Raw genomic sequence first — 12,907 nt, forward strand, 5'->3', positions numbered from 1 at the left:
GGGCGACCTCGTGGAGGTCCCGGACGACCAGGTCGGCGCAGGCGCCCGGGCGCAGATGGCCCAGTTCGTCGGCGCGGCCGGGGCAGCGGGCCGAGCCGCGGGTGGCGCGGTCGAGGGCGTCGCGGGCGGTCATCGCGCCGGGTCCGCCCCGGTAGCGGCCCAGCAGGAGGGCGTTGCGCGTCTCCCTCCAGAGGGAGGCGTGGTCCGTGGAGGCGGAGCCGTCGCGCTGCGGGCTCGGTCCCGGCGGCTGCCACGGCGGTGACCCGACCATTCGTTACGGCCACCCTGCCGCCGGGGATCTCGCGGTCCCCCGCCACGACCAGCACTCCGGCGTCCTTGACCAGCAGATCCACGGCTGTCGACAGGGGCCGCGTCGTAAGACAGGTACGGCTGGAAAGACCTGGCGATTCGTCGGAGGATCCACGTACGGTGTGATCATCCCTACCTGAATCCTTCGTCCCATGGCAAAGGCGGTCCTACATGGCCCTGTTCGACCTCCCCCTCGACGAGTTGCGCGAGTACCGCAGCGCCTCTACCGAGCCCGGGGATTTCGACGCGTTCTGGTCCAAGACCCTCCAGGAGGCCCGCGAGCACGACCTGGACGCCCGTTTCGAACCGGTCGACACCGGCCTCACGACGGTCCGGGTGTTCGACGTGACGTTCGCGGGCTTCGGCGGGCACCCGGTGAAGGGCTGGCTGACGCTGCCCGCCGCGGCCGAGGAGCCCATACCGCTGGTCGTGGAGTTCGTCGGCTACGGCGGCGGGCGCGGCCTGCCGCACGAGCATCTGCTGTGGGCGTCCACCGGCCGGGCGCACTTCGTGATGGACACGCGCGGGCAGGGCAGCGCGTGGGGCGGGGGCGGCGGCACCGCGGACCCGGTGGGCGGCGCGCCCGCCTTCCCCGGTTTCATGACCCGCGGCATCGACGCGCCCGAGAACTACTACTACCGCCGGGTGTTCACGGACGCGGTGCGTGCCGTCGAGGCGGCCCGCTCGCACCCACTGACCGACGCCTCCCGCACGGTCGCCCTCGGCGCCAGCCAGGGCGGCGGCATCACCATCGCGGTGGGCGGTCTCGTCCCGGACCTGACGGCGATCGCGCCGGACGTGCCGTTCCTCTGCGACTACCCGCGCGCCGCGACCAGCACGGACCGCCACCCGTACCGCGAGATCGGCCTCTACCTCAAGACCCACCGCGGCCGGGCCACGGACGCCCTGCGCACCCTGTCCTACTTCGACGGAGTGCACTTCGCCTCCCGCGGCCGCGCTCCCGCCCTGTTCTCGACGGCCCTGGAGGACCAGACCTGCCCGCCGTCGACCGTCTTCGCGGCCTTCAACGCCTGGGCGCACGACGACAAGACGATCGAGGTGTACGACTTCAACGACCACGAGGGCGGCGGCCCCTACCAGGAGGCGGCCAAGCTGGACTGGCTGCGGTCGTACGCCTGACGGGCTCCGCGCAAAGCCGGAGGTCCGGAAGCTCTTCCGCCTCCGGCCTTCCCTCCAGTCCGACCAGTCGGTACGTTCGGGACCGCCCGGGTCGCAGCGTCGCGGCCCGGGTTTCGGGCGGACGACGGAGGACCCCATGGCGGAGCGCGAGCCAGAGGTGCACGGTTACTGCGACGACCGGTTCGCGGCGGTGCGCACGGCGCTGGAGGAGAACTTCCGGGAGCGGGCCGAGCTCGGTGCCGCGGTCGCCGTGAGCCTCGGCGGCGAGGTCGTGGTCGACCTGTGGGGCGGATGGGCCGACGCGGCCCGCACCCGGCCCTGGGAACGGGACACCCTCGTCAACGTGTGGTCGACCACGAAGGGCCCGGTCGCGCTGTGCGCGCACATCCTCTCCGACCGGGGACTGCTCGACCTCGACGCGCCGGTGGCGGCGTACTGGCCCGAGTTCGCCGCGGCCGGCAAGGAAAGGATCCTCGTACGCCATCTGCTGTCGCACCGGGCGGGGCTGTCCGGGCCGCGTGAGCCGCACTCGCTGGAGCAGCTCTACGACTGGGAGTTGACGACGCGGCGGCTCGCGGCGACGGAGCCCTGGTGGGAGCCGGGGACACGGTCCGGCTATCACGCGATCACCTTCGGCTTCCTGGTCGGGGAGGTCGTGCGGCGCATCTCGGGGCTGCTGCCGGGGGCGTTCCTCGAACGGGAGGTGACCGGGCCGCTCGGGATCGACTTCACCGTCGGGCTGCCGGAGAAGGAGGCCGGGCGGGCGGCCGAACTGGTGCATCCGCCTGCCGCGTCGAGCAGCGAACAGGCGGCGGTCTTCAGCCAGTTGACTCCCCTGGCGCTGGCGGCGCTGGCCAATCCGCTGGTGGGCGCGACCGAGGCCAACACACCCGAATGGCGGGCCGCCGAGATCCCGGCCGCTAACGGGCACGGCACGGCGCGGGCGGTCGCCGCGCTCTACGGGATCTTCGCGGGCCGGGGTTCGTACGACGGCCACCGCGTGCTGTCCGCCGAGGCGGCCGAGCGGGTGCGCGCGGGACAGGGCAGCTGCCGGGACCTGGTGCTCGGCGCCGGTTTCGAGCACGAGACGGAGGTCGGGCTCGGCCTGTGGCTGAGCGGCCCGAACGGCTCGTACGGCCCCAACCCGCGGGCTTTCGGACACGACGGCTTCGGCGGCTCCTGTGGCCTCGCCGACCCGGAGGCGGGGGTGTCCCTCGGCTATGTGATGAACCGGATGGGCCCCCATATCGCGGACGACCCTCGGAAGATGGCCCTCGTCGACGCCCTGTACAGCGCGCTGTGAGCGGCGATCGGGGCGGGCCGGTTTCGGCCGAACCCGCAGGCCGGTCTTCCCTCGTGGTTTAGACCAATGCTAGATCTGGTGGCGCAATGAGCCCGCACGGCTACGGTACGTCACCAACAGGAGGCGCGGCATGGCCCGCACCACTCCGCACGACCACACCCGCACCCGCACCCGCACCCGCACCGAGGGAGAACCGCTGTACTGGCGCGTCGCGCAGCAGCTGCTCGGCGAGCTGCGCGACGGCACCGTCCCGCCGGGTGGACGACTGCCGGGAGAACGGCAGTTGGCCGGTCATTTCGATGTCAGCAGGGAGACCGTCCGGCAGGCGCTGGAGGTGCTGCGCCGGGACGGTCTGGTCGCCACCGACCGGCGGGGCAGCCACGCCACGCTGCCCGGGCTGCCGGTCGAGACCGCGCCCTCGTCGACCTTCCCGGTCGGTGCCGGGGCCGCGGACCCCGGTGCCGTCGACCGGACCAGGGTGACCTGGGAGGCTCCCCCGCCGGAGCACGCCGAGGCCCTCGGGCTCGCCCCGCACCACCCGACCCTCGTGCACCGCTACGAGTCGGCCGGTGCCGACGGCCGAGGGCGCCGTAGCGCGGTCACGTCCTTCTCCGCCGTGGCGCTCTCCGAGGTCGAGGAGCTGGCCCGTTACCGCGACCGGGCCGACGGCGCCGCCTCGGCGCAGTTGAGCCGCGCCTACGACTGGATGCGCAAGGCGGGCCTGACCCTGCATCACCGGGACTCCATCACCCGCCTCGCGGACACGCCCTCGGTACGGGTCACCCGGCGCGTGCACGACCAGTATGCGCGGCCGCTGGAGATCACCGACCTGGTCGTGGACGCTCAACCGGGCGCCCTGGTCTATGAGTTCACGCTGCCCGCGGCGGGCTGACCGTGTCCCGGCCGTCGGAAGTACAGCCGTACTACGGAGCCCGACGCGTCGAGGTCGTCGGCGGCCAGGTCGCTCGACTGCCGTACCAGCCACCGTCCGTGACCGCCGGCGGCATCCGGCTCGGCCGCCCCGTCACGGACGAAGCGGGCGGCCGGGTCGAGGAACTGGTCGTCCGCGGCGTAGCGCAGCGCAGCGCCTGGTGGACGAACCCGGTCACGGACTTTCTCCATCCGGTCCTTCCCGTCCTGCCGGTCCTTCCCGTCCTGCCGGTGCTTCCGGTCCTGCCGGTCCGTCGGGTCCTGCCGGTGCTTCCGGTCCTTCCGGCTCGATGTGCAGGCCCGGGACGCGGTCCCAGCCGGCCACCCGCATCACCCGCTGGACGTGCGGGGCGACGCCCGACAGTTCGAGGGTGCCGCCCGCCGCGTACAGGCTGAGCGCCGTGAACACCAGCAGGCGCAGTGCGCCGACGTCGATGAAGCGCAGCTCGTGCAGGTCGAGGTGGGTGCGGGCGCCGTTCGCGGTCCGTGCGCCGTTAGCGGTGCGGGCCCGGGCGCGGGCCGTCTCGGCGCGCAGGGCTCGGGCGACGGCGGTGACGTTCGTGTCGTCGACCTCTCCCGCCAGGGCGAGGCCTGCGGGTGCGAAGGTGCGGGTGATGGCGAGGAGGTCGTCGCGCCACACGTCGTCGGCGCCCACCCGGCCGTGGTGCAGCCCGGCGAGCGGGACGAGTTCCGTCTCGTCGAAGATCCGGCGGTCGTACTGGCAGATGCCGAGGACCGGCAGCGAGGAGAACACGGGGTCGAGCAGCAGCTCGCTGTCGTGCAGCGTCTTGAGTTCCTTGCCGGCCTGGGCGCGCAGGATCTCCGTGCACACGCGCAGGCCGAGGAAGCCGTCGCCGACGGCGCGGCGCGCCTCGCGGCGGATCACCTCGTCCAGGTCCCACAGCCCCTCGGGCCCGGCGAGGTGCGGGTCGACGCACAGCCTGCCGTCCGCGAGCTCCTCGTCGACCCGGCAGCCGTGCGCCTCCAGGAAGGACAGGGCGACCCCGCCGGGGATGTCGGCGGGCGGGAGCAGGAGTCCGCGCTGCCCGCTGGCCAGGCCGTCGAGCAGGAACACGGCGAGGACGGTCTCGCGCTCCTCGTCCGTGTCGTAGCCGAGGAGCAGGTGGTCTCCCTGGCGCATCTGTCCCACGGTTTTCAGGGTGGGTATGACGGCCATCCCCGCACCTCCCTGGGTGGACGGACCGCTTCCACGCTACGCCGGAAGCAGGCCTGCCGTGAGGGGTTATGGTGTCCGCCATCGGTTCCGGTGAGGGGGGACGATGGCGGCCTCTGTACAGGGCGGCAGGATCGGCAACCTTCCCGCCGAGGCGAACGCGTTCGTCGGCCGTCGGCTTGAACTCGCCGGAATCGCGGGGCTGTTGGGGACCGAGCGACTGGTGACGCTGACGGGGCCGGGAGGTGTGGGCAAGTCCCGGCTGGCGCTGCGGGCCGCGCACGCGGCCAGGGCCGGGTTCCCGGGCGGGGCCTGGCTGGTGGAGCTGTCGGAGCTGAGGGACCCGGACCTGCTGACGAACACGGTGGCGCAGGCGACCCGGCTGACCGAGCAGACGCTGCGCCCCCTGCTGCAGGCGGTCTGCGAACACCTCGCCGGTGCGCCGCTGCTGCTCGTCCTGGACACCTGCGAGCACGTCCTGGACGAGTGCGCGCGGGTCGTGCAGGAACTCCTGGCGCACGTTCCGGAGTTACGGGTTCTGGCCACCAGCCGGCAACCCCTGGGCGTGCCGGGCGAGCACCTGCTGGCGGTGGCGCCGCTGCCGCTGGGGGAGCGCGCGGACGCGGTCGCGCTGTTCACGGCCCGGGCCGCGGCCGCGGTGCCGTCGTTCGCGCTCACCGATGCCAACCGGGCACATGTGGCGGCGGTCTGCGCCCGGCTGGACGGGATCCCGCTGGCGCTGGAGTTGGCCGCCGTACGCCTGCGCGGCTTCCCACTGGACCGGCTCCTGGAGGGTCTCGACTCCCGTTTCGACCTGCTCGTCTCGCCCGCGCGTCCGCGGCTCGCCCGGCATCAGACGCTGCGCACCGCGATCGGCTGGAGCCATGAGCTGTGCACCCCGCTGGAGCGGCTGCTGTGGGCCCGGCTCTCGGTGTTCGCGGGCGGCTGGGACGTGGAGGCGGCCGAATTCGTGTGCCACGGCGGCCCCTTGGACGCGGAGGAGATCCTTCCGCTGCTCGCGTCACTGACGGAGAAGTCGATCGTCACCCGAGACGACGAGGGAGCGGCGGTGCGCTACCGGATGCTGGACACCGTCCGCTCGTTCGGCGCCGACTGGCTGACCGGGCTGGGCGAGACGGAGGCCGTCCGGCGCCGCCACCGGGACTACTTCCGCTGGATCGCCCGGCAGGGGGAGGCGGAGTGGCTCGGGCCCGGCCAGCGGATGTGGGCGGAGCGGCTGACCGTGGAGCACGCCAATGTGCGCCTGGCGATCGAGGAGTGCCTGACCGCGACCGAGGCGGAGACGGCCCTCGAACTCACCGGCTCGCTCTGGTTCTTCTGGTTCGCCTGCGGGTTCGCCGAGGAGGGCCGCAGCTACCTGGAGCGCGCACTGCGCCACGGCCCCGAGTCCGGCGGCTCCGAGCACACCCTGGCGGTCTGGGCCCACCGCCTGGTCACCGTCGTCCCGGACGACCTGGAGGCGGCGGAGTCGGTGAGCGCCGCCTATGTGTGGCTCGCGGCCGAGCGTCAACTCCCGGTGCCCGCCCTGCCGTTGACGGGGGCGAGCCTGGCCGTGCGGGGCGAGTCGGCACGCTCGGCGGTGCTGTACGGAAGTGTCCGGCAGGGGCCGGCCGGGGACGGCGGCGCCGAGTTCTTCCAGCTGCTGACCCTCGCCCTGCAGTCGTATCTGCTGGCGAGTCAGGCCGCGTTCGAGCGGTGCGCCGCGGTCGCCGAGCGGCTGCGGGCGGACTGCGCCAAGCGGGGCGAGCTGTGGATGCGGGCATGGGGCGACTTCTTCGTCTCGCTCGCCGGGATCGGTCTCGGCCACCCGGACGAGGCGGTGCGCTCGGCGCGCGAGGCGCTGACCGCCAAGTTGCGGGTGCACGACCGGCTCGGCGCCGCCGCGGTCGCCGACCTCCTCGTCGCCGCCCAGGCCGCCCTGGGCGAGGACGAACTGGCCGCGCGCCTCCTCGGCATCAGCAGACGCCTGTGGCACGTGGCGGGCCTGCCCCAGCTCGGCAGGCCCGACAGGACGGTCTTCCACCGCGAGTACGAGCGTCGGCTGCGCGCATCCCTCGGGGACCACCGCTTCACCGAAGCGGTCCGCGAGGGAAGGGAGCTGGGGCCGGAAGCGGCCATCGCGCTGGCGCTGGGCGGCGTACTCGACCTGCCCGACGTGTCCGACCCCTGATCGGCCGCGGCGGCTTCATCAGGCGCGGACGGCCACGACCATCCTTACGCGTGGGCTGCCGTCGGCGCGTCGGCCGAACTCCGGCAGGGCTTCCAGGCGCACGCGGAACCCGGCCCGCTCCAGGTCCCGTCGTACGTCCCCGAGCCGGAAGGCCCGGTAGTACATGACGAACGGCGGCCGCCACACGGCGTTGCGCACCCGCATGACCGCGTCGAAGCCGAGCAGCATCCAGAACGCGGGCGACGTGGGCCGGGGCGGGGCGAGGATGGGGAAGGCGAAGCTGCCGCCCGGCCGCAGCACGGAGTGGACCTGGGCGAACAGGCCGGGCAGCTCGGCGGGCAGGAAGTGGCCGAACGCCCCGAAGCTCACCACGAGGTCGAAGGTGCCCGGGCCGAACGGAAGGGCGCGGGCATCGCCCCGGACCCAGGAGATCGTCGGCCCCAGCGGCCGTACGCCCTCCTGCGCCACGGCGAGCATGCCCGCGCTGAAGTCGACCCCGGTGACACTCTCCCGGCACAGCCGCGCCAGTACGTCGACGCCCGCACCCGTGCCGCAGCACAGGTCGAGGCCGCTGTGGAAGGGCCCCGTCCGGGCCAGCGCCGAGACGACGGCGTCCAGGACCGAGTCGGGCGTCCGGAAGGGTGTGCGGTCGAACTTCGGAGCGAGCAGGTCGTAGCCGTGCTCGACGGACGACAACGCCTGGACGGCGAGTTCACGCAGGCTGGGGCCTTCGGGGCTGAACACCCACGTCAGCCTAGTGGACAGCCGCACACCGACTGATTACTCTCATCCTCACTTACTCAAAAAGTTGATTATGAGGTGGCGAGATGCGAGCGTTCCGCGAGGCGGTCGAGGCCGGAGACATGGACGCCGTCGAGGCACTGCTGGCGAAGGACGTCGTCTTCACCAGCCCGGTCGTCTTCAAGCCGTACCCGGGCAAGGCGATCACGGCGGCGATCCTGCGCGCGGTGTCGCAGGTCTTCGAGGACTTCCGGTACGAGCGTGAACTGACCGGCGCCGACGGCCGCGACCACGCGCTGGTGTTCGCCGCGCGGGTGGGCGGCCGGGAGCTGACGGGCTGCGACTTCATCCACCTCGACGAGGACGGCCTGATCGACGAACTCACGGTCATGGTGCGGCCGTTGTCGGGCGCTCAGGCCCTGGCGGCGGCCATGGGGGCACGGTTCGAGGACATCGCCAAGGAGGCGCAGACGCGGTCCGCCGACGCCGCGTCCTGATGGCGATCACGTACGCACTCGACGCCTCGTGGCCGTACCCGCCGGTCGGGGCTGCGGCGTCCGCGGGCGCGGGGCACGCAGCAGCACGAGGGCGCAGGCCAGTCCGGCCGCCGCGAGCGCGGCGCATGCGGTGAAGGCTGCCTGGTAGCCCTCGGTCAGGGACGCGAGGCGGTTCGGGCCGCCGCTGTGGGAGAGGGCGACGGAGGTGACCACGGCGACCCCGAAGGCGCCGCCGATCTGGAAGGCCGCGGTGTTGATCCCGGAGGCCACCCCGGACTCCCGCTCCCCCACTCCGGTCAGGGCGGCGATGGAACCGGCGACCGCGCAGGCGCCGAGGCCGGGCCCGAAGAGCAGCAGCCCGGGCAGCAGGTCGCGGACGAATCCGGCGTTCACCGGCACTCCGGCCAGCAGCAGGCTGCCCGCGCCGACCAGGGCCAGCCCGCCGACGGCTACGGGGCGCGGGCCGAGACGGGTGACCAGGGCCTGCCCCGCGTAGGAGCCGACGACGGCCCCGACCGGCATCACGACGTTGCACAGGCCGAACCACAGCGGCGAGTAGCCGAGGACGCCCTGCCCGTACCGGGACAGGGTGTACGACATCCCGAACGCGCAGGCGCCGAGCAGGAACACGACCAGGTTGCCACCGCTCACCGTCCGGGCACGCAGCAGCCGCAGCGGCACGAGGGGTGCGGCGGAGCGCGCTTCGACACGGATGAAGACGAACGCGATGAGGACGGCTGCGGCCAGCAGGCCGGTCGTGCGCGCCGACAGCCAGCCGGCGCCGGGTGCCTCGACGACGGCGTAGACGCAGACGACGAGTGCGGCGGTGGCGGTGAGCGCGCCGACCGGGTCGTAGGAGAGCGACCGGGCCTCGGCGCGGCTCTCGCGCAGCAGGAGCGGGCTCAGGATCAGCAGGAGCAGCGCGACGGGGACGTTCAGGAAGAAGACCCATTCCCAGCCGAGGACATCGGTCAGGGGGCCGCCGATCAGCAGGGCGGCCGTGGCGCCGAAGCCACCGCTGCCGGACCAGATGGCGAGCGCCTTGTTGCGTTCGTGGCCCTCGTCGAAGGTGTTCAGGAGGATCGACAGCGCGGTCGGCGCCATCACGGCGGCCGAGACGCCCTGCACGGTACGGGCCGCCACCAGCGCTCCCGCCGACCAGGCGAAGCCGCACAGCAGCGAGGACAGCCCGAACAGCAGCGTGCCGGTCATGAAGACACGGCGGCGGCCCAGCAGGTCGGCGGTGCGGCCGCCGAGGAGCAGCAGTCCGCCGAAGCTCAGCAGATAGGCGCTCATCACCCACTGGGCGCCGCTCGCAGAGAAGCCGAGGCCTTCGGAGATGGACGGCAGGGCGAGAACGACGATCTGCGCGTCGAGGATCACCATGAACCCGGCGACGCACAGAAGGGCGAGGGCGTACCAGCGGCGGGAGTCGGCGGTCGGCATGGTCAGCCTCCCAGGCGCAGGCCGGCGAGCCAGATGTCCGGGGTGCCCGGCGCATCGGACGTCCGGCGCGCCCGCAGCAGCGAGGCGAGGGCCTGCCGGAGCGTGATGGTGCGGCGCGTATGCGGCTGAGCGGTCATCGGAGCCTCCGGTGTCTCAGGGTGTCTTCACCCCACCGACGAACGGCTCCTCCGCGGATCGACACTCCGCGACCCGCTTTTCCAGAAACCTTCGCTCCGCGTCGTTCTCGACCAGCTCCAGCGCCCGCTCGTACGCCGCGACCGCTTCCTTCGTATGTCCGCCGCGGCGGAGCAGGTCGGCGCGGGTGGCGGGCAGGAGGTGGTAGTCGGCCAGATCGCCCTCGTGTTCCAGTTCGGCGACCAGGGCGAGTCCCGCGTCGGGGCCCTCGGACATGCTGACGGCCACCGCGCGGTTGAGGCGCACCACGGGTGAGGGCACGAACCGCGTCAACTCCCCGTACAGCGCGGCGATGTCGGCCCAGTCGGTGTCGTCCGCCGTGGCGGCGGTGGTGTGGCAGGCGGCGATGGCGGCCTGGATCTGGTAGGGCCCGGGGCGGCCGCGGCGCAGCGCCGCCTCCAGCAGGGAGGCGCCCTCGTCGATCTCCGTGCGGTCCCATGCGCCGCGGTCCTGGTCCTCCAGTGTCACGAGTTCTCCGGCCGCGTCCACGCGCGTGTGCCGGCGGGCGTCGTGCAGCAGCAGGAGGGCGAGCAGGCCGGCCACCTCGGGCTCGTCCGGCATCAGGCGGGCCAGGACACGGGCCAGTCGGATCGCCTCCGCACACAGGTTGGTGCGCACGAGGTCGGCGCCGGACGTGGCGGCGTACCCCTCGTTGAACAGGAGGTAGACGACTCCGAGCACACCGGTCGTGCGTTCGGGCAGGAGGTGCGCGGGCGGCACCCGGTAGGGGATGCCGGCGTTGCGGATCTTCTTCTTCGCGCGCACCAGGCGCTGCGCCATGGTCGCCTCGGGGACCAGGAAGGCGCGGGCGATCTCCGGTGTGGTCAGCCCCGCGAGGGTGCGCAGGGTCAGCGCGACCCGGGCCTCGATGGCCAGGGCCGGATGGCAGCACGTGAAGATCAGCCGCAGCCGGTCGTCCTCCACGCCGCTGTCGTCGCCGTCGTACTCCGGGTCGTACGGTCCCTCGTCCCGCACCAGCACTGCCGCCTCCCGCAGTTTCGCCGCCCCCACCGCCTCCCTGCGCAGCACGTCGAGGGCGCGGTTGCGGGCGGTCGTGGTCAGCCAGGCCCCGGGGCGGCGCGGTACACCGTCGCGCCGCCACCGGTCCAGGGCCTGGGCGAAGGCGTCCTGCGCGCACTCCTCGGCGAGGTCCCAGTCGCCGGTCACCCGGATCAGGGTGGCGACGACCTGGCCCCACTCCTCACGGAACGCGGCGGCGACGGCCTTCTCCGCATCGGGCACCGTCACTCCCAGACCGGCCGCACCTCGACCGAACCGCCGGTGGCGGCCGGATGCCTGGCGGCCAGGGAGATGGCCTCGTCGAGATCGGCGACGTCGATGAAGGCGATCCCGGCGAGATACTCCTCGGTCTCCGCGAACGGCCCGTCGCTGAGCAGGACCTCGTCGCCCCGGACGCGCACCGTGGTGGCGTCGCCGACCGGCCGCAGCCGTGCCCCGCCGGTGACCCGGCCGGCCCGCGCCTCCGCCAGGTATGCGGCGAAACGCGGGTCGTCGGCGTGCTGTGCCGGGCTCTGCTCCTCGTCGCCGACCGGCGAGCAGAACAACAGGGCGTACTTCATCACTCCCCCTTCAGGGACACGGCGTGCTCAAGGGTGATCAGTCGGCGCAGGCCGATGTCGCGGTAGCCGGTGGTCACGCGCAGCGTGTCGTCGAGCGCTGTGCCGTCGGTGCGGGTTCCGGTCAGCCGGACGAGGCAGTGGGCGAACCCGACGCTCTCGTCGACCTGGACCCGGAAGTCCAGCACCTCGCGGGTCACGGGGCCGGCGGCCGCCGCGAACAGGTCCTGCAGGGCCTTGCGGTGGGCGTCCAGGCCCTGCCGTTCGTGGCCGTCAGCGAGGTGGAAGACCTCCGCGTCCGGCGCGTAGCAGGCCAGCGCCCGCTCCAGGTCCCGTTCCCTCGCCGCCTGGGTGAGTTCCGCGTCGAGGCTGCGGATCGCGGTCTCGGCGTCCTCCTCGTCCCACATCGGCCAGAAGGGGCGCACCTCCATGGCACCGATGGTGGCGACCGGGTGCCTGGCGGCGGCCTCGACGGCCTCCTCCAGGCTGTCGCACTCCAGGAGGTCGTAGCCGGCGACGTACTCCTTGGTCTCGGCGAACGGTCCGTCCGTGCGCAGCACCTCGCCGCCGCGCACCCGCACGGTGACCGCCTCGGCGGGCAGTGCCAGCCGGTGACCGTGCAGCCGGACACTGCGGTCCCCCAGCTCCTCCACCCAGGGCTCTACGGGTGCCATGCCCGAGGCGTCGGCGGTGTCGTCGCCGCAGACGAGCAGCATGTACTTCATGGTTCCTCCCGGTCGTCATGAGCTTCCTGTATCCCACCGACGAACGGGGGCAGCCGGAATCGACACCCCGGGGCGAGCCATCCCCGGGCAGCGTCCGCCGGAGGCCTCGACCCTGGTCACGGAGCGCATCAGGCGGTCTCCGCCAGGATCTTGATGTGCTTCAGCGTCGCGGTCATGGTGTGCTCGAACTCCGGCAGCCGTACGAAGTCGATCTCCTCCTCCGTCTCCGGCATCCGGTCGATCGCCGCGGACGGTGCGGAGCGGCCGGGGCCCAGCCGCACCCACTCCGACAGTTCGGTGCCGCCGTCGCCGGCGTGGAGCCGGAAGCGCCACACCGCCGACGGCTCGGCGAGGTCCTGTACGGCCCAGGCGAGGACGCGGCACGGTTCGCACTCGATGACGTACGAGGTGGTGGTCCACTCGCCGCATTCCTCATGCCGGCCGCGGCCGAGGAAGCGGGTGCCGACGGCCGGTCCGGTGGCGCCGTCGAGCCATTCCACCGACTGGAGTTCACCGCTGGTGCCCGACATCAGCCCTACGTCGGACACCAGCGCCCACACTCGCTCCGGCGGGGCGTCGATCCAGGTCCGCACCTCGACCGTGGGTTGGTCCGTGTACCGCGCGCCCGTCCACCTCACACCGGCCGGCCTCCTCGCCGTCAACGGGGTCTGAGCCCCGG

At 73.0% G+C, this 12,907-nt stretch carries 14 protein-coding genes and 1 pseudogene; 5 read left to right on the plus strand and 10 right to left on the minus strand.

The window, feature by feature from the left end:
- Positions 1–40: 40 nt before the first annotated feature.
- Positions 41–271, minus strand: a pseudogene (locus ACYUED_RS02775) (amidohydrolase family protein); the annotation flags it as partial.
- A 209-nt stretch (positions 272–480) separates the two neighbouring features.
- Between ACYUED_RS02775 and ACYUED_RS02780 the strand changes: the two are divergent.
- The 3 genes from ACYUED_RS02780 to ACYUED_RS02790 all read left to right on the plus strand — a co-directional run bounded on the left by ACYUED_RS02780 (position 481) and on the right by ACYUED_RS02790 (position 3,644).
- Positions 481–1,449, plus strand: coding sequence for an acetylxylan esterase (locus ACYUED_RS02780; RefSeq protein ID WP_491290719.1), 969 nt, complete (start codon positions 481–483; stop codon positions 1,447–1,449).
- A gap of 136 nt (positions 1,450–1,585) precedes the next feature.
- Entirely contained in the window at positions 1,586–2,752 is a 1,167-nt protein-coding gene (locus ACYUED_RS02785) for a serine hydrolase domain-containing protein (RefSeq protein ID WP_491290720.1), read from the plus strand.
- A gap of 130 nt (positions 2,753–2,882) precedes the next feature.
- Positions 2,883–3,644, plus strand: coding sequence for a GntR family transcriptional regulator (locus ACYUED_RS02790; RefSeq protein ID WP_491290721.1), 762 nt, complete (start codon positions 2,883–2,885; stop codon positions 3,642–3,644).
- Here the strand turns inward: ACYUED_RS02790 and ACYUED_RS02795 are convergent.
- Positions 3,614–3,874, minus strand: a complete 261-nt coding sequence (locus ACYUED_RS02795) for a hypothetical protein (RefSeq protein ID WP_491290722.1) — start codon at positions 3,872–3,874, stop codon at positions 3,614–3,616. The genes ACYUED_RS02790 and ACYUED_RS02795 overlap by 31 nt on opposite strands.
- On the minus strand, positions 3,858–4,859 hold the full coding sequence (locus ACYUED_RS02800; RefSeq protein WP_491290723.1) for an MEDS domain-containing protein: 1,002 nt from the start codon (positions 4,857–4,859) through the stop codon (positions 3,858–3,860). Before ACYUED_RS02800 ends, ACYUED_RS02795 begins: the two co-directional genes overlap by 17 nt.
- 103 nt (positions 4,860–4,962) lie before the next feature.
- Between ACYUED_RS02800 and ACYUED_RS02805 the strand changes: the two genes are divergently transcribed.
- Positions 4,963–7,047, plus strand: coding sequence for an ATP-binding protein (locus tag ACYUED_RS02805; protein ID WP_491290724.1), 2,085 nt, complete (start codon positions 4,963–4,965; stop codon positions 7,045–7,047).
- Positions 7,048–7,065: 18 nt separating this feature from the next.
- Here ACYUED_RS02805 and ACYUED_RS02810 read toward each other — a convergent pair whose 3' ends face one another.
- On the minus strand, positions 7,066–7,791 hold the full coding sequence (locus tag ACYUED_RS02810; RefSeq protein WP_491290725.1) for a class I SAM-dependent methyltransferase: 726 nt from the start codon (positions 7,789–7,791) through the stop codon (positions 7,066–7,068).
- An 83-nt stretch (positions 7,792–7,874) separates the two neighbouring features.
- Between ACYUED_RS02810 and ACYUED_RS02815 the strand changes: the two genes are divergently transcribed.
- On the plus strand, positions 7,875–8,285 hold the full coding sequence (locus ACYUED_RS02815) for a nuclear transport factor 2 family protein (protein WP_491290726.1): 411 nt from the start codon (positions 7,875–7,877) through the stop codon (positions 8,283–8,285).
- 6 nt (positions 8,286–8,291) lie between these two features.
- Here the strand turns inward: ACYUED_RS02815 and ACYUED_RS02820 are convergent, their stop codons facing one another.
- The 6 genes from ACYUED_RS02820 to ACYUED_RS02845 all read right to left on the minus strand — a co-directional run bounded on the left by ACYUED_RS02820 (position 8,292) and on the right by ACYUED_RS02845 (position 12,866).
- Positions 8,292–9,731 carry an MFS transporter gene (locus ACYUED_RS02820; protein ID WP_491290727.1) on the minus strand — a complete coding sequence of 480 codons (1,440 nt, stop codon included), beginning with the start codon at positions 9,729–9,731 and terminating at the stop codon, positions 8,292–8,294.
- 2 nt (positions 9,732–9,733) lie between these two features.
- The gene (locus ACYUED_RS02825; RefSeq protein ID WP_491290728.1) at positions 9,734–9,868 is read right to left on the minus strand and encodes a hypothetical protein; all 135 of its coding nucleotides are present in this window, start codon (positions 9,866–9,868) and stop codon (positions 9,734–9,736) included.
- A 16-nt stretch (positions 9,869–9,884) separates the two neighbouring features.
- Positions 9,885–11,174 (minus strand): RNA polymerase sigma factor, encoded by a 1,290-nt coding sequence (locus tag ACYUED_RS02830; RefSeq protein WP_491290729.1) that lies wholly within the window; start codon positions 11,172–11,174, stop codon positions 9,885–9,887.
- Positions 11,171–11,506 carry a YciI family protein gene (locus ACYUED_RS02835; protein ID WP_491290730.1) on the minus strand — a complete coding sequence of 112 codons (336 nt, stop codon included), beginning with the start codon at positions 11,504–11,506 and terminating at the stop codon, positions 11,171–11,173. The genes ACYUED_RS02830 and ACYUED_RS02835 overlap by 4 nt, the downstream gene beginning before the upstream one ends.
- Positions 11,506–12,228 (minus strand): YciI family protein, encoded by a 723-nt coding sequence (locus ACYUED_RS02840; protein ID WP_491290731.1) that lies wholly within the window; start codon positions 12,226–12,228, stop codon positions 11,506–11,508. Before ACYUED_RS02840 ends, ACYUED_RS02835 begins: the two co-directional genes overlap by 1 nt.
- A 128-nt stretch (positions 12,229–12,356) precedes the next feature.
- A complete protein-coding gene (locus tag ACYUED_RS02845; protein ID WP_491290732.1) occupies positions 12,357–12,866 on the minus strand; it encodes an SRPBCC family protein in 510 nt (169 codons plus the stop codon).
- Positions 12,867–12,907: the final 41 nt, after the last annotated feature.

The sequence above is a fragment of the Streptomyces sp. DF42 genome, assembly GCF_058267695.1.

Coding starts and splice junctions, on each gene's coding strand:
- ACYUED_RS02780 (WP_491290719.1), top strand. CDS start 481: ATGGCCCTGTTCGACCTCCCCCTCGACGAGTTGCGCGAGTACCGCAGC.
- ACYUED_RS02785 (WP_491290720.1), top strand. CDS start 1,586: ATGGCGGAGCGCGAGCCAGAGGTGCACGGTTACTGCGACGACCGGTTC.
- ACYUED_RS02790 (WP_491290721.1), top strand. CDS start 2,883: ATGGCCCGCACCACTCCGCACGACCACACCCGCACCCGCACCCGCACC.
- ACYUED_RS02795 (WP_491290722.1), bottom strand. CDS start 3,874: ATGGAGAAAGTCCGTGACCGGGTTCGTCCACCAGGCGCTGCGCTGCGC.
- ACYUED_RS02800 (WP_491290723.1), bottom strand. CDS start 4,859: ATGGCCGTCATACCCACCCTGAAAACCGTGGGACAGATGCGCCAGGGA.
- ACYUED_RS02805 (WP_491290724.1), top strand. CDS start 4,963: ATGGCGGCCTCTGTACAGGGCGGCAGGATCGGCAACCTTCCCGCCGAG.
- ACYUED_RS02815 (WP_491290726.1), top strand. CDS start 7,875: ATGCGAGCGTTCCGCGAGGCGGTCGAGGCCGGAGACATGGACGCCGTC.
- ACYUED_RS02820 (WP_491290727.1), bottom strand. CDS start 9,731: ATGCCGACCGCCGACTCCCGCCGCTGGTACGCCCTCGCCCTTCTGTGC.
- ACYUED_RS02825 (WP_491290728.1), bottom strand. CDS start 9,868: ATGACCGCTCAGCCGCATACGCGCCGCACCATCACGCTCCGGCAGGCC.
- ACYUED_RS02835 (WP_491290730.1), bottom strand. CDS start 11,506: ATGAAGTACGCCCTGTTGTTCTGCTCGCCGGTCGGCGACGAGGAGCAG.
- ACYUED_RS02840 (WP_491290731.1), bottom strand. CDS start 12,228: ATGAAGTACATGCTGCTCGTCTGCGGCGACGACACCGCCGACGCCTCG.